Source organism: Kitasatospora sp. NPDC057015 (genome assembly GCF_042673745.1).
Lineage (GTDB): Bacteria > Actinomycetota > Actinomycetes > Streptomycetales > Streptomycetaceae > Kitasatospora.
Genome location: NZ_JBHUSG010000013.1, coordinates 18,372 through 38,881, shown reverse-complemented (window position 1 = coordinate 38,881; position 20,510 = coordinate 18,372). Strand labels below are relative to the sequence as shown.

The window sequence follows — 20,510 nt, the reverse complement described above, 5'->3', positions numbered from 1 at the left end:
TTCGACATCAGGCGAACCGACTTGGCCACGTACAGCGTTCGCCGACCGTCATTCGCCGTTCCTGTGGTGGAGTGTGCGGTTGATGACCTGGGTGGCCAGCGTGTTCGCAGCGGCGATGCGGTCTTCCAGGTCGGTGGACAGATCGCCCACCCCCAGGCCGGCCGTGGCGGCGACCGCGGCGAGCTGATCACGTTCGGTGGGGGCAAGGTCCCGCCCTCGGGGGTGGGTGAGTAGGTCGCGGGCACAGTAGCCCTCGGGGTTTACGAGGATTCTCGCGGCGGTGTCGGAGAAGATCCGGCGGGCCTGATCGGGGTGGCCGGCTGCCGTGGCGAGGTCCGCGACCGAGAGGGCCAGGCGAACGTCGAAGATCGGCATCTCGTCGTGGAGGGCAAGAACCCGGTGGCCGGTGAGCATCGCGTCCGTGTGCTCGACGGAGGGGCGGCCGGCGATGAGCGTGCAGGCCACCGTGAGCGCGGCAGCAACCACGTCCTCCCAGGGTTCCTCCGTCGGCGCTCCGGCCAGAACTCCGAGCGCGAGGTCGGTGTGCCCTTGGGTGGTGACGGCGACGGCACCGATCTGGCGGCCGTCGAACATCCTCCGTCCGACGTCCCCGGCCGCCTTCAGGTGTAGGTAGGCGTCCACCCAGCGTCCGGCCCGCACGAGGGCGCGGGCGCCATCGTAGATCCGGATGTTGTCCAGCCACTCGTTGACGTCCTCCCGGGCGGTGCCGGGAGTGGTCAGATCAGCCAGGCTCACCGGAAGACCTGCCAAGGTCGTGTCGTTGCTGGTGGCGACCGCGTAGGCCAGCTGATCGAGCACGGCCAGGGCCGCATCGCCGTCGCCCGCCCGCGTGAGCAGGTGAGCGAGGTTGACCAGCGGCTCCAGGGCCAGGCGGCCCCGCTCTGCAGTCAGCGGCCGGTGGGCGAGGTAGAGGTTGGCGTGGCCGCGGCACAGGGAACGTGCACGGCCGGGCAGCCCACGGTCGGCGGCGAGCAACGCGGTGAGGTTGTGGACAGCGGATGCCTGGACGAGGTTGCCGGTGGCGTCGGCCGACGTGGCAAGCTCGGTGAGGCGCTTCACGCGGTCGTCCAATGGAAGGGCAAGGGCGTGCCTGCGGGGGACGAGCGGAAGTCGGGCGAGGGCGTCAGCGAGGGGACCGGGTGGAATGGCAATCGTCATTAGGTAGCTTCCGGCTCCGGGTTCAGGTCAAGGACGGTGGTGGTGGCGGCCTCGGCGAGCAGGGCTTGCTGCTGGTGGCTGAGGCCGAGCCGGTTCGAGTGGAAAAGGTGATGGTGAGCGAGGATTACCCGTAGGCCACGATGCAGCCGCCCAGCCTCGGCAAGCTCTCGAAGGGTTCGCCCGCAGTCAGTGAAGGCTGTGAACCACTCTCTGGCGAAGGAGAGTTGGCCACGATTGAGAAGAGCTGAGGCGGAGTCTGTATCGGTGCGGAGAAGGATGCCGACGGCATTTCGCAGGCGCATGCTGGGCCCGGAATCCCGGGTTGGGGGCCGGTGGACTGCCACCTTGGCCCAGGTGTCGCCGATCTCGTACCAGTCCAGGCCTGCGCCGCGCATCATCGCGGTCCCGAGCAGAACCGACAACTCCGCTCTTTGATCGCTGAGTTGCTCACTCCGAATGGTGCGCAGGTAGGCGAGGATCTGCCGGCTGTCGCGATGGAACAGCCGGTGGGCAACCACTATGCCCTCCGCTCCCCCAAAAGCGAGGGTTTCGGGTTCGTAGATCACCGGGGTCCAGGCTGTGACCATTGCGGCCTCGCGGCACTGCTTCAGCATCGCGTCCACGGCTGAGGCGCCGTCCGGGGCGGTCAGCAGGTAGCGAAGCCGCCAGCGGTCCCCCTTGCGCAGGAAGTGCCAGGCGGCGACAACTCCTGCCTCCTCCAGGGAGGTCAGGGCAGGTCCGAGGTACTGTGCGGCCAGCGCCTCGGTGGCGCCTGGGTCGGCCAGGTGCAGGTGGTGCTGGAGCCACGGCGGCTCGGCGGGGTATGTCACGGCACTCTCCTGGGTCAGGCCAGCAGCAGGCAGGCGTCCCAGTCCGTGCGGGGCTGGTCGGTGGTGAGGGTGTGCAGGGCCAGCGAGGTGCCGGCCGCGCCGTCGAGCAGGCCCGGTTCTGCGGGGGCCGCATCGAGTACGGGCAGCGCGTCGGCGGCTGAACGCAGGTGTGCGGCAGTGGTGGAGTCGGTGGTGCGCTCTGCGAACCGGTGTGCAAGAAGGCGGACTCCGACGGTGCCGTGACACAAGCTGTTGTCGACCAGCCCGGCCCGTTGCCGGTGATCGGTGAGGCAGGCCAGCAGCGCGCGTTCTGCCAGCTGGGCGCGGGGCCTGTCGTCGGTGGCGAGTGCGGCCAGATGTTGGGCGTGGGCGATCCCCGGGGTGCCGTAGCACCAGGACGGGCGCAGCGGGCCCTTCTGGCGGGTGCGGCCGGAGGCGGACTCGGCGGGGGTGACGGCCTCCGGCCACCACGGGCCGGTGCCGGTGTCCTGGTGCCAGGTGTCGAGCCAGGCGGTGATCCGCTCGATCGCCGCCTCGTGGCCGGGGACGCGGATGCCGTCGGACCAGGTGAGGGCGAGGAGGGAGAGCGGGCCGGTGATGCCGTGGGCGAGGCCGAGGTTGCCGTGGCCGCCGGGGTAGTGCGGGGAGGGGTCCCCGGAGGGGGCGACATCGGTCCACCAGCCGGGGCGGTCGCGCAGTGGTCCGGTGATGCGGACCAGGTAGGTGAGGACATCGCGCAGGAGGTGGCCGTCGCCGCGTGTGCGCAGGTGGACGCCCAGGCCGGTCATCCCGTAGAGGAGGTCGTACTCGGCGAAGATCGGTCGGTCGAGTCGGGTGATCCGCTCGTGGGCGGCGGCCAGGCGTCGTTCGGTCATCCGGTCGATCGTGTCGTCCAGCGCGGTGATCTGGCGTCGGTAGTCGCGGGGGCCGAGGCGGGCGGCGGTGCGCACGGCGTAGGCGAGGGCGGGGGCGCCGAAGTACAGGCCGGTGCCGGGCGTGGACAGGACGGGTCGGCGCAGGCAGGCCGCGATCCAGGCGTGCACGGTGTCCCAGTTGCCGTCGCCGGTGGCAGCGCGGGCCGTGTGCAGCAGGGTGATGCCGGGGGCTCCCTTGGCCAGGGACTGGCCCCACTTGGCGGAGTTGCTGTCGGGCGGGACAAGGAGGGGTTCGATGAGCCGGGCGAGCGCGGCGTGCCCAGTGGTGGTGGTCATCGTGCCGCTCCTTCGGGGGTGCGGGCGCTGTGGGTGAGGGCAGCGGCTCGGGCGAGCCTGTGGCAGAGGCGTTCACTGTCGGGGTCAACGCCGATCGCCCGCACGTGGTGCATGTGCAGCAGCGAGGCGACCACGTCGGCGGGCTCCAGTTCGCCCTGTTGGTCGAGGTGGCGGCGGTACTCGCCGAGCGCGGCGGCGCGGGCGTGCCAGGCCCGGGACAGGGCACGGTCTGCGGCGCTGGTATCCAGGCCTGGCCAGGCGACCGGCCAGCCGGCCAGCGACACGGCTTGGCGGCGGATCTTCTGCGGCAGGGCCTGGTCGGTGTGGCGGGGTACGTACTCCAGCAGCCACCGCGTTCCGGCCTCGCCGCCGAGCAGCCCGGCGGCAATGGCAGTCATGCTCGCCGCCGCCACCGCCTGTCGATGTGCCTGCTCGGATGCGAGGTAAGCGACCTGGGCAACCACGGCCCGGGAGTCGGCGGCGAACACGGCCTCGGCCTGACGCATCACCGCACCATGGCCGTACCGGCCGGTCTCGGGCTGGTAGGTGTCGAGCTGGACCCGCGTCACCAGACCGACGGCCCGCAGGTCGGTGGCCCACTCGCCGATCCGTTCTCCGGCCAGCGTGAACGGCACCTTCTCCGGTAGCTCCAGGCGCAGCCGCAGGTGCGGTTCAGGGTCGATATGGCGCAGGAACCACCACGGCGGCCCGTCCGCCCACCGGTCGAGGAAGGCGGGTACCTGAGCCAGGATCTCGTCAGCCCGGTTGGGATTGCCGTACAGCCGGGCGTACAGCCATCGCGAGGCCCCCGGCAGGTGACCGTCGTAGCGCCCGGCGGCGTAGACGGGGCGGCGGCGGGTGGCGGGCAGCGGTGTACGGGTGGAGTGCAGCTGGAAGGTGATCTCGTGTGCCCGGCCGCCGCACCAGCCGTTCGCCTTCGCCGTAGGTGCCTCGGAGATGGTCGCGGTCTTCTGCTGGTCGAGATGGTCACGCAGCAGCACCAGCTGTTCCGGCCGGTCGAGGTCGAGCGGGAGCTTCAGGTCCTGCTGGGTCAGATGCACCCGAGCCGGAACGCGGTACAGCGTCAACCACCCGCGGGCGGCCTTCTCCCACTCGCCCCACGGTGCGCTCGAAGGCGGCAGGTCGGCTGCGGGCAGGTTCCACCGTGCCGGTGAGAGCACGATCCGGCCGTGCCGCAGCCGAGGCAGGAACGGCAGCTTTCCGGCCGCGCCCCAGTCGAAAGGGGTGAGCATGGGCGTGAAGGCGCTGGTGATCTCGCACACGAACCGGGCGACGGGCTGCGTGTGCGCCCGGAACTCGACCGCGTTCAGGACGCGCGGCTCCACCGGTCGGCGGTCGGTGAGCGACACCAGCCAAAGCCGTCTCTCGTCAGCGCACACCCCCAGGCCGTCCAGCCGCAACGGTCGCGCGCCGGAGGCCGGGTACTCGCCGAGCGACAGCACCGGCAGCAGCGCCCCAACGTGGGCGACATTCTCGACCCGGGTGAACAGCGGCGGTACCGAGACCTGCACCGGCTGCGCGTCCGCCCGCAGCGTCGGCGCCCCGCGGACCGCCCCCGCCAGCTCCGCCCGGTCATCAGGGTGGAGCAGGTGCAGGAACCTGCCGGCTGTCGTGCCGGCGGCACGTGGTGCGGCGACCACGGTCGCGGTGAACTCCCCCGTATCCAGCGCGGCGATGTCGGCGGCCGTGAGGTGGACGGTCAGCTCCGCGTGCGGCTGCACCACGTCCGGCACCGGCCCGGGCGCCAGGTGCTCCAGCGCCTCCAGGGTGAGGACGACTTCGCCCGAGCCCTCGACCGCGGCCTTCTGCGCGAGTGCGAGCAGCCTGGCATCACGCCGCCCAAGATGCGCACTGGGATGCCGGAGCAGCGAGTCGCGGTAGCGGGCGGGCAGCCCCAAGCCCGTGTCTGGGTTCACCAGATCGGCGACCGGCACCACCGCTCCCGGCCCGTAGTGCTCGACGAACCGGGCGTGGTAGTCCAGCCAGGCAGGATTCCCGCCCAGGTGGGGGCTGAGCCGGGTCAATAGCGCGGCGGCTTGCGCCGCTTCGGCGGCCGCCGATTCCGGTAACGCCAGCGGCCCGGCGTCCAGCCGGAGGTCCACCATCAGCGGCGGGGCATCGGCGACGACGTTCGCCATCGTCGCCGTGAGCCCCACCCGCATGGGGCCTTGCTCGTCCGGCTGGTCGAGCCGGTTGTGCCGCTCCAGCTCCTCCTGGACGGCTTGGAGTTCGGCGGCGATCCGGGCAGCCTGCGACACGGTGCCGACCTCGGCCTGCTTGACCGCCGCGAGGAGGTGGCCGAGCGGGTCAGCGGCGGCCATCGGCGGCCGTAAGGAGCTCAATAGCAGCCGCTGCCGCACCAGTTCCGCGAGCATCAGTCGCACCTGGCCGGGATGGGAGCCCGGGAACTGCTCCGCGAGCCGGTCGGCGAGCGCCCCCAGGGGCACGGGCTCCTCCGCCCCGGACAGGGCCGCGAGCACCGCTCGGCTGGCACGGACGGACACCTCGACCGGCGCCCCGCCGCCCGGATGCTGCGCGACCGGCAGCACTACCCGGCCACCCCTCACCACGCGCAGTTGGTTGGCCGCCACCGGAAGCCGGTCCGCCAACAGCTCCTCCAAGCGGCCCACGGTCTGCCCCAGCCATCTCGCGTCCACTCGGGCCGCCGCTCGCGCCGACCCCCACCGCGGCGCCACCGGGTGCGGCTGCACGGTGCAGGCGGTCACGCCGGCGAACAGGCCGAACGGCGTGGCCCGGCCCTGGCTGCGCAGCGCGTAGTGCATCACCGAGGCGGTCAGCCTGCGCAGTCGGGTGGTGCTGATCGCCCGACCGTCGGCCACCGCGCGCACCCTGGCGATCAGCTCGGCTCCGGCTGCCACCTCGATGGCCGCCACCAGCTGGGGATCCGAGAAGGCGTGTGCAAGCCACGACCGCCACTTGGCCGTGGCGGCGGGGGAACGGTCGGCGAGGTCGGGCCATTGGAAGTCCGCTCCGCCGGGGCGGGCGGACGCACGGATCAAGGCCGGTCCCACAACGCGGTACACGTGGTTCACCTCCGGTTCAGGCAAGGCCGAGGCCCGGGTGCGGCAGTTCTGCGCGTCGGCCGCACACCGGGCCTCGGGTCTCTCAGGGACGGGGACGGGTCAGACGTTGCCGCCGCCGCTGGCACAGGCCGATCCCGAGCAGGTGCTGCCGCAGTTGTCGTCGGTGGAACGCAGGAGCGCGGCGACCGGGTCAGCGCCCTCCACGATGCGCAGGTCGAGGTCGAAGTCGTCGGCCGCGGCGGTGGCGTCCGGGATGGTCTTGGTCATGGGGCTTGCCCTCCTTGGTGGGTGGTGCTGAGTGACCTGTCCGCAAGTCACGGCCAGGAGATCAGGATCCGAACGTCCCTCTTGTCGATGACCGGCCCGTCCGGGAGCTGGTCGTCGGGGGTGCCCGCCGGGTAGGCGGTGAAGGTCGGGCCGTCGCCGGCGCGGTGCTCGCGCGTCCACACCTCGACCTGCTCGGTGATCAGGGCGACCAGGTGGTCCCCGTCGGGGCCGAAGCCGTGTGCCCCGAACTCGAACCTCACCGGGTCCTCAGCGATCTTGCGCAGCGCCAGGTAGGCGAGGCTGCCGCCGTCCACGATGACGGGACACGCCAACTTGTTCGCCGGCACGACCGTCTTGGTGTCCAACTCCGAGTTGACGGACAGCAGACCGAAGCCAGGGAGCACGCCGGCGAGCCACAGGTACAGCGAATCGAACGGCTCCTGGTTGCCGACCGTCACCTCGGTCCACCGCTCCACCCGGGCCGTCTCCAGCACGCCCGCCAGGCCGCTGGTGTCAGGACGGTCGAGCTCGTCGAAGCGCAGCCCGATCTCCTTCGTGCCGCGCGGCAGCACCAGGAACTCGTCGTGCGCGCTGACACCCTGCATCTTCACGAAGCCGCACACCTTCGCGCTGACACTGACCAGGCGGTCGCCGTCGCGGCGGAAGGTGATCGACCTGGTCAGACCACGCATGCGCAGCGGCACGGTGATCGTCCCGCCCTCCGCGAGCCGGTCAGTCCACGCCTGCGGCAGGTCCCACGCTCCGACCGTGACGATGATCCGGTCGAACAGTCCCCCCTCCACGGGCTCGGAGCCGTCCGCCAACATCACGGACACCCGGCTGTACCCGGCAGCGTCGAGGAACTTGGCCGCGCGGTCGGTGACGAACGGGTCGATGTCGACCGTGACGACCTCGCCGGCCGGCCCGACGAGTTCGGCGATCAGCGCGGCGTTGTAGCCGCCGGAGCCGATCTCCTCCACCCGCATGCCCAGCTTCACGTCGGCCTGCTCCAGCATCAGCGCCTGGATCTGCGCGGCCGACACCGAGCTGACCGCGAGGCCGTTCTCGTCACGCTTGGTCACCAGCGCCTGGACCGGCTCGTACGCCTCCGCCAACGACACCTCCGGGGCGAAGGCGTGTCGCGGGACCTCCAGGAAGGCGTTCGCCACGCGCTCCGATCGGATCGTTCCATCGGCCCGCAGTTGGTCGACCATCGCGTGGCGCAGCTCCTCGGCCGTGGTGCCGGCGGACGGAACGGGAGTCAGGGTCATCGCGTCTCCTTGTGGTGGGTCACCGCCGGGTGGCGGTAGGTGCATGGGGGTGGGGGCCGCGCTTCCTTGTGGGCGCGCGGCGTGCCGGTTTCTCCTCGCCCCCCGCAACCTCGTACTGACGTTGGTAGGCATCGCGAGCGAGGAAGCTGTGGGGCTATCCGCCGAAAGCGGCTGGGTTTCTGTGTCGAGTGAGGTCGGCCGCCGTGATCCCGGGACGTCGGCCGCCGGCCGGTGTCCTGACCTTCGGGTGCTCGACCATGCAGGGGCCCTCCGTGCCCTCCCGGGCGGGGGCCGCTCGGGTCACCACTCGCCTCCGGTCATCCGCGTGCGGCGCGCTCTGGGCCGGGCGGCCATCCGGTGGCGCATCCACTCCAGCGCCGCCTTCGCCGGGATCTGCGTCAGAGCGTCGTGGCCGTCGTAGATCCGGCTTGAGCGGAAGACGGCGCGCCCGGCGACCGCCACGGCCAGGGCCGTCACCGCCTCCTCGTCGGCCTGGGCCAGCTCTCCGTGCTGAACGACCCACTTCTCGGCCGCCGCGGGCGAGTGCCCGGCATCCACCAGGTGGGGAACCAGCAGGGCGCTGTCGGTCCAGGCCGGACCGAAGCAGGCGGCCCGCCACCCCACGGCCGCTACCCTGCCCGCGCCGAGCAGCAAGTTCCCGGGGTGCAGGCGCGCGTGCACCACGCACGGGCCGTCCAGCCGCATCGCCGCGAAGTCCAGCGTCACCAGGCGGTTGATCTCGTCCCACTCACGCGGGTCGAGGCTGCTGTAGGCCAGGCCTGCCAGCAGGGGCCAGGACCCACCTGCAGCGAGCGCACCCCCGATGCTGCCGACCTCGCCGACCCGATCCCCGGTCAGAGCTTCGGCCGACCTCCGCAGGTAGTCACCAACCAGCCGCAGATCCGGCGAGCCCGGCGCGAGATCGACGGGCCTCCCGGCGACGTACTCATGCAGGATGAGCCGATGCCGCGCCGTGTAGATCTCACCGAACGCCTCGGGCCCGACCCGGGCGATCCGGTGAGCAACCAAGTACGCCCGACGTTGCTCCGCACCCGAGGTCGCCGTGATAGGTACTGCCCGCAGGTACAGAGGCGACCCGCTGTCCGGCCGAACAACGCCAGTGAAGACCCCACTTGAACGGCGATCGGTACCGTCGAACGAGAACGGGCCGAGCTGCTCACCGAGGCCGTGCACAACGTCCAGCGGGAGCTGCAGCGGATCCGCCTCGCCGACCGCGGTCGCTCCGGTGAAGGCGGTAGTCAGATCGGCCATCCGACACCTCTGCCCGGAAGGATCGGCTCCGTACCGGTGCTGAACTGAGCTGTGAACACGTACGTCGCCTGCTCGTCTCGTACCGTCAGAGAGTAGGACTCACCCGCCAGGAGTGCCCGCATCGCAGCCGCCGCGGCGCCCTCATCGTGGATCCACACCCACGCCGACTGCGCCTCCTTCGGATCAAGTTGCTCGGCGAGCTGGCCAACCCGCATCTGTACCCAGCGCACCGACCTCCGGGCGTCGTGGGTCACATGTGCACCGAACAGAGTCGATCGGCCTGCTCCCTGCGGATAGGCCACGGCGCTGCACCAGAAGGTGGCGGTGGAGGGACCGGCCGGGCGGATACCGGTCGTGCCCGTCTCGGAGTCGCTCCGGCACGACGGGACCCGGCCGGCCTGCTGAGCGGGTCGAGAGGGCGGGCGCGTTACTGCTGGTGACCGCCGGTGGCCCGAGCCGAAGCCCAGCGCCCGGCGTAGGCTTCCCCTCATGCCGCTCGCTCCGGATAAGTCCCGAGCAACACTTTTGCCCACACGATCTTGCTCCTTCTCGTCGTGACGACGTCCATGTCTTCTGCGAGGACTTGGACGAGTAACAGGCCGCGCCCGTGCTCCCCGCGCGGACACGGCGTCCTCGGCGGCAGCAAGTCCGGCCGTCGATCGTGTACTTCGAGACGGCACTCGCCACCGATCTCTTGGAGACGCACGCAGACCTGGTCGCCAGGTCGACTCGCGTGCATGATGGCGTTGCTGATCAGCTCCGAACTGATCAGCAACAAGTCCTCAACCTGATCAAAACCCGTCCAGCCCCACGCGGCCAGGACCTGCCGAAGTTTGTGTCGCGCCGCGGCCACCGATGCCGGATAGGCATCGAATGCCTGCTGCCACGCGTGCAGTTGCTGTGCCGTTCGCATGGTCACCACCCAGGATCACTCCGATCGGGCCGGACGTCAGTACCGCGTGAAGAACTGCCACCGCGCATCGCGCGACCGCCCCAGATCCAGGCATGATCACTGTGCGTCTTGCAATGGAGACGCTACGCTTCGCACGGGATCAAAAGGACTGACTGCCAGTACGGGTAATCCGCCTGTTCCAAACGAGGTTGGTAGAAACGTGACAGTTCACGGCGAGGCGCGGGGCCTCGAAACACTGACTGCCAGCAGCCCTCGGCCCGGCCAGCGCCTCGGCGCGGTCTCGGGCCACCTGCTCAAGGAGGTCAGGGAGCGCATCGGCGTATCCCAAGATCAACTGTCCGAACTTCTTCAGGTCGACAAGAGCACGATCCAAGGCTGGGAGTCAGGACGTCGATCGCTGAACTCCTCACGAGCCGGATCACTTCGCGCCATCAGGCGTAACTTGCTCCGCTTAGGTGGAGACCCCACACTTCTCATGCTGCTCGACCAGGCACTAGATGCCGACAGCATCATCAACTTCGTCGTGAACGACCACGCGATTCAGCGCGCCGACGAACACCCCCTCGCAAGCTGGGTACTGACCCGAGACACAACTCACATGCTGGCTTGGGCACTTACCGGAAGCAGTCCCGCCTCCCTGCCTGCTACGGAGAAGCTCCCGCGCCGGGGACCCACCCCCAGCTCCCCACAGCTTCCGCGCGATGAGCTGAACGCATTCTTCAGCCAGATGCGCAGGGCCGCCGAACTCGCGCACTGGTCCGGTGACGAGGCTGCACTCCTTCGCCGACAAGCGCTCTACCTCTGCTCGTACGACATTTCACCCGACACTGCTGGCTGGCTAGCCGAGATACGCCGCAGGCCGCCACGTACACAGACGCACGGCTGGTCTCCGAACTGGGCCGACGCCCGATCCGTCGCGACATCACTCACTCGGCATGGGGACCATGCCGCGTTGGCCGCCTTCATGGCCACCGGCATGGGCGACGAGGCTGGAGAGGCCGCCAACCTGAACTACTGGGCCTACTGGCTCGGCATCGACTCCCTACCCAAGGCCGATGATCACTTCATGATCGCCGCTCCAGCACAGTCGTGGGACGCCCTCGCCCTCTTGCGCGGACTCACCGACAGGCTGACGCCCGGCATCGGCGCGATCGACCTCAACGTCCACTCGGTGTGGGCGCTGCTGGGCTTTCGCCGAGGACTTCTCACCGCTGATCCCAACCTCAGCCGGAACCTCGAGGAGCGGGTGATGGTGCTGCTCGACTCCGATGGAATCTCCGCACAAGCACGGCAAGAGCTCGTTTCCGTGCACTACGGTCTGAGACTGACCACCTGATCTTCAGGAAGGACCACCGCAGTGAACGACCGCCAGGAAGCCGAAGGCACCGTCAGCTACCTTCTGGAAGCAGGTGCATTGAAGCGCGCCAAGCGCAGCGGCTGGTGGATCGCCGGCATCAAGGATCCCGAAACCATTGCCGAGCACTCGTGGCGGACAGCCGTCATCGGTGCGGTTCTCGCCATGATGGAAGGCGCCGACCCCGCTCGGGTCGCACTGCTCTGCACCTTCCATGACACCCAGGAGACGCGCATCGGCGACATCCCCTGGATCGGCCGACGGTACATCCAGACAAAGTCGAACGAGACGGTGACTGCTGACCAGGTAGCGGACGCGCACCCGGCTGTGGCCGACGGCATCAGCGCCATCGTTCACGACTACGAGAACGGGAAGTCCCTGGAAGTCCAGGTCGCCCACGACGCCGACAAACTGGAGTGCATGATCCAGGGACTTGAGTACCTCCAGCAGGGCTACCCCGCAGCTCAGGAGTGGGTGGACAGCACCCGGGCCAAGCTCAAACTGCCGTCCGCGATCGCTCTCGCCGACGCGGCTCAAACAATGAAGCTGGCTGACTGGCAGCGCACGTACCTCCGCTAGTCACAATGCATCTGGCCGCAAACCGAACGCCGGCCGACTATGCGGGTGAGCGGTCGGCCACTCAGCGGCTTCGTCGACAGTGCGCAGTGCTCGGACTGTCTTGTTCAGGTCACTGTGGGCAGTCCACCCGCAGTCGGGCCCATCGAAGACCTCGACGTACCGGAGGCCTACCTCTCGTGCCTGGTTCAGCGTGCCAGGGTTGTACGCCACCACCGACTTGGCGAGCACAGTTGCCTCAGCCCATGACCAGACCGGCTCTCGGGTGCCCTTCCGGGCATGGGCTGGCGGCGACCAGGTGCTCGGCACGGGCCAGGCGGCCTGGCGTGCGGTCGTGTTTTCGGCGGCGAGGAGAGGAACCTCGCCGCGGGCAGCAGCGGTTCCCGTCCCGGCGCATGGCCAGACGGGGTTCGCCGCGGCAGACGTGCGTACTACTGCTGTTGCCGTCCAGGGGTACTGCTTTGAGGGCCGCACGGCGCATCACCACGATGCCGATCGCTCCGGTGGCCGCCACCGGCGATCCCGACCAGCAGGCCCGCTGCCAGCTCGCTGCCGATGCCTATCGGGCCCTGGCCGAGACCGATCAGGCCGAGATCATGCGTACGGTCGCCACCTGCCTCACCGAGACCTCCCCCGCGCTGGCCCGGCAGAACGCCCCCGAGCAGATCGGCACAGTGCTCACCGAGCGTCGCCGGATGACCACCGAGGCCACCCGGTCCGAGCAGCCACTGACCGAGGAACGCTGTCGCCGGCCCTAGCCGAGCCGGCCACCAGGTCCACCGCGACCGGTGCCAGTAGCGGGCAGCCCGCCCGCGCTGCTCTGTCTGCACCGACCCACCGGGTCAAGCCGGCAATGAAGCAGCAGACAAAGGCCTCGCCCCACCGACGGCGGTCCATCCGCTTCCGCCGCAGGCCCGCCAGGAGCAGACGGGGCCGCGCCTGCGATGGATCCCACCGGGCGGAAGAGGCGCATGCCTTTGACACTGCCGGCCCCGGAGGTGGCGGCCGCGGGAACCCCAACCATCGGGTCGGTACGTCTCAGCAGCGATAGGCGCCCAGTACTGGGGCGGTTCACCGCCCACCGGTCCGCGTCGGCGCGTGGGCGGTGAGTGCTTGCAGTCCTCGCCCTCGGGTCCGTCGTGGCCAATGACCAGAGCCAGGGGTTAGCGTTGTAGGAGGTCAGGAGGTGGTCCTGCCCATGCGTTCCGGTGGTGGTCGTCCAGTGGTGGAGGGCGAACACGGGTTCGTGCTGGTGGGCCGCGAGGACGAGCTGAGCCTGTTGACGGCGGCGTTGCGGAGCCTGCCGGCGGTGTTGATGGTCGAGGGCGAGGCAGGGGTGGGCAAGTCCCGTCTGGTCCGGGAGGCCACTGCGCCCATGGCCGGTCAGGGAACTCGCCTGCTGACCGGCTTCTGCCACCCGCTGCGTGAGCCGTTGCCCTTCGGGCCCGTACTGGAGGCCCTGCGGCCGGTCGCCGAGTGGCTGCCTCCGCCGGAGACGCTGAATCCGCAGGTCGGGGCGTTGGCACCGTTGCTGCCGGAGCTGGCCAGGCACCTGCCCCCGGCCCCCGACCAGCTGGTGGATGCTCGTGGTCGGCGGTTCCAGTTGGTGGGTGCGGTGCGTTCGGTGCTGGAGGTGGTCGGTCCGGCGGTGCTGGTGGTGGAGGATCTGCACTGGGTCGACGAGGCGACACGGGAGTTGTTGCTGCTGTTGGCCCGTGACATGCCGAAGAGGTTGGCGCTGGTGCTGACCTACCGAGGTGAGGATCTCGCGCCTGATGTTCCTGTACTCGGTACGCCGTACCGGCGTCCGGTCGGTACCGGTGGTGCAGAGATTCACCTTGACGCCCTGGCTGAACCAGATCTCTTCGAACTGGCCTCCGCCGTCCTGGGCCGCCGCGCCACCCCGGAGCTGGCCGGAACTCTGTACGAGCGCAGCGCGGGCCTGCCCCTCATCGCCGAGGAGGACCTCCTCACCCTGCGAGAACACCAGCTGCGACACCAACGCGAAGCGGCGGGGCACTCAGGTGGCAACAGGCAACCCGACGGTAGCGAATGGCGGACGAGCGCTGCTAGGCGCGCGAGATCGGCGGACGAGGTGTTCGTGCCTCGCTACGTCAACAGAGACGAATTGGCGGTGCTGGCGCGGGCGGAGGTGCCCCGGTACCTGCGAGAGGCCATCACAGAACGACTTGCAGGTTTGTCGGTGGAGAGCCGGACGGTGGTCGAGGCGGCGGCCGTACTCGCCGTTCCGACGGATCAAGACTTGTTGACGGAGGTCACCGGCCTCGGGCCGGCTCAGGTGTCCGCCGGACTGGCCGAAGCCCTACGGGCAACAATCCTGCGCGAGATCGGGCCGGCCCGCTACGGATTCCGCCACACCCTGGCTCAGCAGGCCGTCTACCGCAACCTCCTCGGCCCGCGTCGCCTGGAACTCCACCGTCAGGCGGTCCGCAGGTTGTGGACGAGGCCGTCCCCACCGCTCGTGCAGATCGCCTACCACACGAAGGCCTTGGGAGACGTCCAGGCGTGGTTGCACCAGGCGGAGGCCGCCGCCGACCAGGCGATCGCCGTCGGCGACGACGGCACCGCCACCGCACTCATCGACGAGATCCTCGCGCAGCCCAATTTGGAGGGCGACCTCCGCACCAGGGCCGCCCTCGCGCTCGCCCGGGTCGCAAAGGAAGGCATCGAGTTCACCCGGACCATCACCACCCTGCGCAGGATCCTCATCGACCCCCAACTGCCCACCGCCGCCCGCGGCGAGATCCGCCTCACCCTGGGTGTGCTCATGCTCAACCAGAATCGCGACCGAGCGGGCTTCCCCGAGCTCGAACAGGCCGTGGAGGAACTCGACACCCGCCCGGATCTCGCTGTGCGTGCCCTGAACGCGTTGACTGCCGACGAACGCCGCCGCTACCCGCAGGGCCCACGTGTGTGGGAGCAGCGGCTGCTGGCCTGGCTCGACGCCACTGAGGAGACCCTGCGCGTCCACCCCGACGAAACCGTCTGGGCGGCGGTCTGCGCCACCCGCCTCAACATGATGGTGCTGGTGGGTGATCCGGCTGCCCGGCAGCTGGTCGACCAGCTGCCCCGGACGTCCTCCGACCATGTCGTTCAGCGGCAGATCAACCAGGCCCTGCACAACGTGGGCGCCGGCGCTGTCCAAGCGGGCCAGGACGAGCAGGCATTCCGTCTGCTGACCGAGAGCAGCGGTCTCGCGCGGCAGCTGGGCTATCACCTTCTGGAGGGCTACAGCCGCCTCGACCTTCTGCGTTTGGACTGGCTGGCCGGCCGTTGGCACAGCCTGGAGGAGGACTACGCGCGGCTCAAGGACGCCTTTCCCGACTTGACTACGCTCGCCGTCGAGGCGGCACTCACCCTGGGCCAACTGGCCGCAGCCCGCGGTCAGTGGCGGAGCGCCCTGGATCAGCTCGACCAGGTGGCCGGTGTCATCGACCGGTCCGACGAGAGCGAATGGATATCCCGGTCGGCCATGATCGCCGCGCGGGTAAATCTGGCTCGTGAGCAGCCCCGGGCCGCCTGGGACGCCGTCGCACCGGCCCTGGCCTTTCTGCGGCTCACCACCTTGGACGCACAGGGCTGGGGGCTGCTGCCGGTCGCAGTCCAGGCCGCCCTGGTCTGCGGACACCAGGACACGGCCCGCGAACTTGCCGCAGCGGCCGAGCAGGTGGTGGGGGTGCGGGGCAAGGACATGCCGGCGGTGGAGGCGGAGTTCCGCCTCGCCCACGGACTGCTCCTGCTCGACGCCGGGGACTTCGACGCGGCAGCGGATGAGTTCGACCGCGTCCGGCTCCTCTACGACGTAATCGGCCGCCCGTACGACGCGGCACAGGCCACCGAGCTCCTCGCCACCACCCGCACCGACGCCGCGCCCTACGACGCCGCCACCCACCTCACCAACGCCGCCACCGCCTTCACCGCTCTGGGGTCCGTCGCGGACGCGGCACGCTGCCAGCAGGCCCTACGGGATCTGGGCCTGGCCCGCCCCACCCCACGCGGGCGCCGTGGCTACGGCACCGAACTCTCACCCCGCGAGAAACAGGTCGCCGACCTCCTCGCCGACGGCGCCAGCAACCAGGACATCGCCCAGGCCCTCTCCCTCTCCAAGCGCACCGTCGAGATGCATGTCACCAACACTCTCAAGAAACTCCACACCACCCGCGACGCGCTCACGGACCGGAACTGACCGAGGCGCGGATTTTCCTCGTCGAAGGCCGGTACGACTCTCCCCCCGACCGTGAGTGCTGAGGCGCTAAGTGTGGAGTTGCCGTCCAGTGAGGCTGAGAGCCGGGCGACAGTTTCCAGGGATCGGCCATCACCGCCACCTGGCCGGCGTGCGGCCACGAAGCCCTGGCGGACACCCACACCGGACCGGGCATCGGCAACTGCGTGCGCCCGCGGGGCCACCGCGAACACGCCGACGCCACCGGCCTGTCCTGACTGTCCAATCGGCCCTTTCGGACAGTTTCCTGGGGACAGTAGGCGAGCCCCGCCAGCGTCCAGGACCAGCAACCGGCTACCACTCGGCCATGACCTGATATCGCTCGCGTCTGTCGCCGTGGCACTCTCCCACGACCACGACTCGTACCGGTCCTTCGGCTCGTTGACGAGGAACTGCGAACCAAGAGCGGAGACGAGCAGCCCGGAGTCGGACAGCTCCCACGCCGCCCTCGGGAGGTACCTGGGAGGAACCGGCAACGAACAGGTTTTGTGGCTGCTGAACGTCAGAAGTGCCGACAGATCAGACCGCCTTATGGGTCAGTTTGCGATCTATCTGAAGCTTCTAATTGTCGTAGCAGGTTGAATGTGCCAAGGTGTTGGCATCGCATCACTGGGAACCGGTGGCAGACCACCAAGAGGTTCCGGGCTTTTCGCGATTTCCCCCAAAGGAACGGTCGCTTTTATGTGACCGTCAAACCAATATGGTGCGCCGCATGTTTTCCACGCTGCTCGTGGCCAGATTGCACATTGACTTGCGGCGGGTCGCCAGTGCGACCTGTCCGGGGTCGTGCTGCAACCACTGACCGTCCCGCCTTCTTCGGCCCGACGGCCAGTCGCTGTGCGCGGGCCCGAGCCGTCCCGGACTCGCGACTGTTCAGCGGCGGCACGCGCACATCCGCGTCACGACGACTCGACCCAGACTGCGCCCGGACAGTCCGCACAATCCACGTCGGCAGAGTCCCGGCGGCGCAACGGGCCTGCCCACCCACCCTTCAGGAGAGCCATCATGCCCACGACCGTCTTCCATCCAACGCGCCGGCTGCTCGGCGCCACGGTGGCGTCCGCCTTGCTCCTTCTGACCGTCGGCTGCACCTCGACGGGCAGTGGCACGGCCAACACGATGGCGGGAGACGTGCAACTGGCCGGGGCCGGGCACCTCAAGACCTGCACCCACCTGCCGTACCCGCCGTTCCAGTCCGAGCAGAACGGCAAGGTAGTCGGTTTCGACGTCGACCTCATCGATCTGGTGGCGAAGAAGCTCGGCGTGACCCAGGAAATCGTGGACACTCCTTTCGAGAACTTCAAGACCGGCGCCTTTCTCAACTCCGGCCAGTGCGACATCGCCGCGGCCGGAATTACCATCACTGCGGAGCGAAAGAAGAACGTCGAGTTCTCAGTCCCGTACTTCGACGCAACACAGGCAGTGCTGGCCCGCAAGGGAGTGGGAGCCGCCTCCCTGGCGGACCTCGCGGCCAGGGGCAAGAAGCTCGGTACCCAGGCGCAGACGACGGGTGAGGAGTATGCCCAGAAGCAGGGCTTCAACCCCGTCTCCTTCGAAAGCTCGGATGCCCTCCTGAACGGGCTGCGCACCAGCCAGGTGGACGCGGTGGTCATCGACTACCCGGTGGTTCAGGGATGGCTCAAGGACAGCGCCAACTCAGCCGCGTTCGATCAGATAGACAACCTGAACACCGGTGAGCAGTACGGCTTCAGCCTGAAGAAGGGCAATGCCAAACTGCTGGCGGTCGTCAACCAGGTGATCGCGGAGGCCAGGGCCGACGGCACTTACAGGCAGAGCTACGAGAAGTGGATCGGCCCGCTCACGACCGCACAGGGCGATGCTTCGGCGATGGCGGGCGCGACCCCGAGCGCGGCACAGTAGTGGCCGCTCTGACCAGGCTGACGAAGCGTCAGAAAAGGTCGGCCGCGCGGGGTGTTCAGAACGTGCTGTTCGTCGCAACGGTGGCTGCTCTGGCGGTGGGGGCGGATTGGGGCCGGCTGGCCAGCCAGTTCGCCAAGCCCGAACTCATCAGCCGGCTGTTCCCCGACATCATCACCGTGGCCCTGCGCAACACCGTGGCGTACACACTGTCCGGCTTCTCGACCGGGCTGGCGCTCGCTCTGGTGATCGCCCTCATGCGCCTGTCCTCGGTGACGCCCTACCGGTGGGCTGCGGGCCTGTACATCGAGCTATTCCGGGGCCTGCCCGCGCTGCTGATCTTCATCTTCGTCGGGGTGGCCGTTCCGCTGGCCTTCCCCGGCACTCAGATCGCCGGGGGTACGTACGGCAAGGTGGCTCTGGCTCTTGGGCTGGTGTCGGCGGCGTACATGGCCGAGACCATCCGGGCCGGTATCCAGGCGGTGCCCAAAGGGCAGTTGGAGGCGGCTCGTTCGCTCGGGTTCTCGCACGGTCGCGCGATGGTGTCGATCATCATTCCGCAGGCATTCCGGATCGTGATCCCCCCGCTGACCAACGAACTGGTGCTGCTGTTTAAGGACTCCTCGCTGGTGCTGTTCCTCGGAGTGACGCTGCGGGAGCGCGAGCTCACCAAGTTTGGCCGGGACGCGGCCAGTGAGGCAGCGAACTCTACGCCCATTCTGGTGGCGGGCCTTTGCTACCTGCTGGTCACGGTGCCCTTGGGCTACCTGGTCAGGCGCCTCGAAGCACGCACCGTGAAGGAGAGGGTATGACCACGAGCACCACCTCGGAGCCCGGGCGCCCGGAGATCGAGATCCGAGAGCTGCGGAAGTCCTTCGGTGACCAGGACGTACTGCAGGGCATAGATCTGGAGGTCGCCCCTGGCGAGGTCATCTGCGTGATCGGCCCATCCGGATCGGGCAAGTCCACCCTGCTGCGCTGTGTCAACGCGCTGGAACAACCCACTTCGGGACGGGTACTCGTGGGTGGGACCGAGGTGACCGATCCGGACGTGGACATCGACGCGGTGCGGCGCCGGATTGGTATGGTGTTCCAGCAGTTCAACCTGTTCCCGCATCTGACGGTGACCGAGAACCTGGTGCTGCCCCAGCGTCGGGTGCTGCGGCGCGGCCGGGCTCAGGCGGCGGCGACGGCGGCTGAGAACCTGGCCCGGGTCGGCCTGGCCGACAAGGCCTCAGCGTATCCGGCGCAGCTCTCCGGTGGCCAGCAGCAGCGGGTCGCCATCGCCCGTGCCCTGGCCATGGGCCCCGAGCTGATGCTCTTCGACGAGCCGACCTCGGCACTCGACCCCGAACTCGTCGGCGACGTCTTGGCGGTGATGCAGTTGCTCGCCGAGGAAGGGATGACCATGATGGTGGTCACCCACGAAATCGGTTTCGCCCGCGAGGTGGCCGACCAGGTGGCCTTCATGGACGCCGGGACGGTCGTCGAACAGGGCCCCGCCGACCAGGTGCTCGACCGCCCCGGACACGAGCGGACCCGAGCTTTCCTCTCCCGGGTCCTCAACCCGCTCTCGGCGCGGGTCGAACAGCTCCCGGAGACCTGACCATCGCCTACTTTCAACCTGAAGTCGCAGGTCACGGGATCTGGTGTGGGGCGGGGCGGGGCACTTGGGCGTCAGAGGTTGCTGGCCGGGAGATGCTCATCGGACTGCGGCTGACCTCGGCTGTCGCCAGGACGAGCGGAGCCTGCAGGGGCTCGGCGGTGCACCGGGCCTTCGCACAGACCTTGGTGAGGTCGCGCCAAGGCTTGAGGTCCACCAGGCCGTGCTCGTTGGCGGCGCGCGACGAGCGGTCGATCACCTTCAGCGCCTCCGAAGCATGGTGAAGGCGGAGATGTCGTTGCCGCCTGCCGTGTGGGAAAGGCATGACGAGCAGGGTGATCTCCCGGATGGCAGGTTGCGCCGACGTGAGCCGATCTTCTTCAGACGGCCGCAGGTCAGGTCGCAGACCACGTCGACGAGGTGCCCACGGCGACCCGGGCAACAGCAGAGCAGCTCTGCGGGGCGGCCGGACTGGAGCTGTACGTCTACGACCGCATCCAGCTCCGGCCGCCTGCTCCCCCTAGGTCAGCGCCGGCCACCGCCTCAGACGGGCTGACCTGGATACTCGCAGCCGCCAAGGAGCTGCACGCCATCATCGCCAAGGGCAAACCGGTCGGCCAGGGGCAGGTGGCGAAGGTGCTCAAGACAGCTGCTGCAGGCGCTGCTCCGATCGGCGGCCAACTCGCTGCCCTCACTGCCGTAGTCAACCGCCACGGGACCGAACTGGACCGGCCACTCGATCAGCTGACAGGCGAAGCCAGACTACTGCTGGCCGCGTTGAAGTCACCGTAGAAGCCGACCGCCTCGTCTGACAGCTCTGAAGACTTAGCCGAATGGTAGGGCAGCCG

The 20,510-nt window shown here is 69.1% G+C and carries 17 protein-coding genes; 9 read left to right on the top strand and 8 right to left on the bottom strand.

What is annotated here, in order from left to right; translation table 11 throughout:
- Nucleotides 1–48: 48 nt before the first annotated feature.
- The 8 genes from ACFTWP_RS15360 to ACFTWP_RS15325 form a co-directional block, all read right to left on the bottom strand.
- Nucleotides 49–1,080 (bottom strand): hypothetical protein, encoded by a 1,032-nt coding sequence (locus tag ACFTWP_RS15360; protein WP_380265007.1) that lies wholly within the window; start codon nt 1,078–1,080, stop codon nt 49–51.
- Nucleotides 1,081–1,178: 98 nt separating this feature from the next.
- On the bottom strand, nt 1,179–2,009 hold the full coding sequence (locus tag ACFTWP_RS15355; protein WP_380265006.1) for a thiopeptide-type bacteriocin biosynthesis protein: 831 nt from the start codon (nt 2,007–2,009) through the stop codon (nt 1,179–1,181).
- A gap of 14 nt (nt 2,010–2,023) precedes the next feature.
- Nucleotides 2,024–3,220, bottom strand: a complete 1,197-nt coding sequence (locus ACFTWP_RS15350; RefSeq protein ID WP_380265005.1) for a lanthionine synthetase C family protein — start codon at nt 3,218–3,220, stop codon at nt 2,024–2,026.
- On the bottom strand, nt 3,217–6,261 hold the full coding sequence (locus ACFTWP_RS15345; protein WP_380265004.1) for a lantibiotic dehydratase: 3,045 nt from the start codon (nt 6,259–6,261) through the stop codon (nt 3,217–3,219). The genes ACFTWP_RS15350 and ACFTWP_RS15345 overlap by 4 nt, the downstream gene beginning before the upstream one ends.
- A gap of 123 nt (nt 6,262–6,384) precedes the next feature.
- A complete protein-coding gene (locus tag ACFTWP_RS15340; RefSeq protein WP_380265003.1) occupies nt 6,385–6,552 on the bottom strand; it encodes an FxLD family lanthipeptide in 168 nt (55 codons plus the stop codon).
- Nucleotides 6,553–6,599: 47 nt separating this feature from the next.
- The gene (gene fxlM, locus ACFTWP_RS15335; RefSeq protein ID WP_380265002.1) at nt 6,600–7,823 is read right to left on the bottom strand and encodes a methyltransferase, FxLD system; all 1,224 of its coding nucleotides are present in this window, start codon (nt 7,821–7,823) and stop codon (nt 6,600–6,602) included.
- Between the two features lie 300 nt (nt 7,824–8,123).
- Nucleotides 8,124–9,095 carry a hypothetical protein gene (locus ACFTWP_RS15330; protein ID WP_380265001.1) on the bottom strand — a complete coding sequence of 324 codons (972 nt, stop codon included), beginning with the start codon at nt 9,093–9,095 and terminating at the stop codon, nt 8,124–8,126.
- Between the two features lie 487 nt (nt 9,096–9,582).
- On the bottom strand, nt 9,583–10,008 hold the full coding sequence (locus tag ACFTWP_RS15325) for an ATP-binding protein (protein WP_380265000.1): 426 nt from the start codon (nt 10,006–10,008) through the stop codon (nt 9,583–9,585).
- A gap of 199 nt (nt 10,009–10,207) precedes the next feature.
- On the opposite strand from ACFTWP_RS15325, the gene ACFTWP_RS15320 reads away from it, so the two are divergent.
- The 9 genes from ACFTWP_RS15320 to ACFTWP_RS15280 all read left to right on the top strand — a co-directional run bounded on the left by ACFTWP_RS15320 (nt 10,208) and on the right by ACFTWP_RS15280 (nt 20,454).
- Nucleotides 10,208–11,344, top strand: a complete 1,137-nt coding sequence (locus ACFTWP_RS15320) for a helix-turn-helix domain-containing protein (protein WP_380264999.1) — start codon at nt 10,208–10,210, stop codon at nt 11,342–11,344.
- Nucleotides 11,345–11,365: 21 nt separating this feature from the next.
- The gene (locus ACFTWP_RS15315) at nt 11,366–11,941 is read left to right on the top strand and encodes an HD family hydrolase (protein WP_380264998.1); all 576 of its coding nucleotides are present in this window, start codon (nt 11,366–11,368) and stop codon (nt 11,939–11,941) included.
- A 485-nt stretch (nt 11,942–12,426) separates the two neighbouring features.
- Complete coding sequence (locus ACFTWP_RS15310) at nt 12,427–12,696, top strand: hypothetical protein (protein WP_380264997.1); 270 nt, start codon at nt 12,427–12,429, stop codon at nt 12,694–12,696.
- Nucleotides 12,697–13,124: 428 nt separating this feature from the next.
- A complete protein-coding gene (locus ACFTWP_RS15305) occupies nt 13,125–16,145 on the top strand; it encodes an ATP-binding protein (protein WP_380264996.1) in 3,021 nt (1,006 codons plus the stop codon).
- A 736-nt stretch (nt 16,146–16,881) separates the two neighbouring features.
- Nucleotides 16,882–16,983 (top strand): putative leader peptide, encoded by a 102-nt coding sequence (locus ACFTWP_RS15300; RefSeq protein ID WP_380265143.1) that lies wholly within the window; start codon nt 16,882–16,884, stop codon nt 16,981–16,983.
- Between the two features lie 203 nt (nt 16,984–17,186).
- Nucleotides 17,187–18,062, top strand: a complete 876-nt coding sequence (locus ACFTWP_RS15295; protein ID WP_380264995.1) for a transporter substrate-binding domain-containing protein — start codon at nt 17,187–17,189, stop codon at nt 18,060–18,062.
- The gene (locus ACFTWP_RS15290) at nt 18,062–18,871 is read left to right on the top strand and encodes an amino acid ABC transporter permease (protein WP_380264994.1); all 810 of its coding nucleotides are present in this window, start codon (nt 18,062–18,064) and stop codon (nt 18,869–18,871) included. Before ACFTWP_RS15295 ends, ACFTWP_RS15290 begins: the two co-directional genes overlap by 1 nt.
- The gene (locus tag ACFTWP_RS15285) at nt 18,868–19,665 is read left to right on the top strand and encodes an amino acid ABC transporter ATP-binding protein (RefSeq protein WP_380264993.1); all 798 of its coding nucleotides are present in this window, start codon (nt 18,868–18,870) and stop codon (nt 19,663–19,665) included. Before ACFTWP_RS15290 ends, ACFTWP_RS15285 begins: the two co-directional genes overlap by 4 nt.
- Before the next feature lie 417 nt (nt 19,666–20,082).
- On the top strand, nt 20,083–20,454 hold the full coding sequence (locus tag ACFTWP_RS15280) for a hypothetical protein (RefSeq protein WP_380264992.1): 372 nt from the start codon (nt 20,083–20,085) through the stop codon (nt 20,452–20,454).
- The last annotated feature ends 56 nt before the right edge of the window (nt 20,455–20,510 follow it).

Coding starts and splice junctions, on each gene's coding strand:
- ACFTWP_RS15325 (WP_380265000.1), bottom strand. CDS start 10,008: ATGCGAACGGCACAGCAACTGCACGCGTGGCAGCAGGCATTCGATGCC.
- ACFTWP_RS15285 (WP_380264993.1), top strand. CDS start 18,868: ATGACCACGAGCACCACCTCGGAGCCCGGGCGCCCGGAGATCGAGATC.
- ACFTWP_RS15310 (WP_380264997.1), top strand. CDS start 12,427: ATGCCGATCGCTCCGGTGGCCGCCACCGGCGATCCCGACCAGCAGGCC.
- ACFTWP_RS15340 (WP_380265003.1), bottom strand. CDS start 6,552: ATGACCAAGACCATCCCGGACGCCACCGCCGCGGCCGACGACTTCGAC.
- ACFTWP_RS15295 (WP_380264995.1), top strand. CDS start 17,187: ATGCCCACGACCGTCTTCCATCCAACGCGCCGGCTGCTCGGCGCCACG.
- fxlM (WP_380265002.1), bottom strand. CDS start 7,823: ATGACCCTGACTCCCGTTCCGTCCGCCGGCACCACGGCCGAGGAGCTG.
- ACFTWP_RS15300 (WP_380265143.1), top strand. CDS start 16,882: ATGGTGCGCCGCATGTTTTCCACGCTGCTCGTGGCCAGATTGCACATT.
- ACFTWP_RS15330 (WP_380265001.1), bottom strand. CDS start 9,095: ATGGCCGATCTGACTACCGCCTTCACCGGAGCGACCGCGGTCGGCGAG.
- ACFTWP_RS15350 (WP_380265005.1), bottom strand. CDS start 3,220: ATGACCACCACCACTGGGCACGCCGCGCTCGCCCGGCTCATCGAACCC.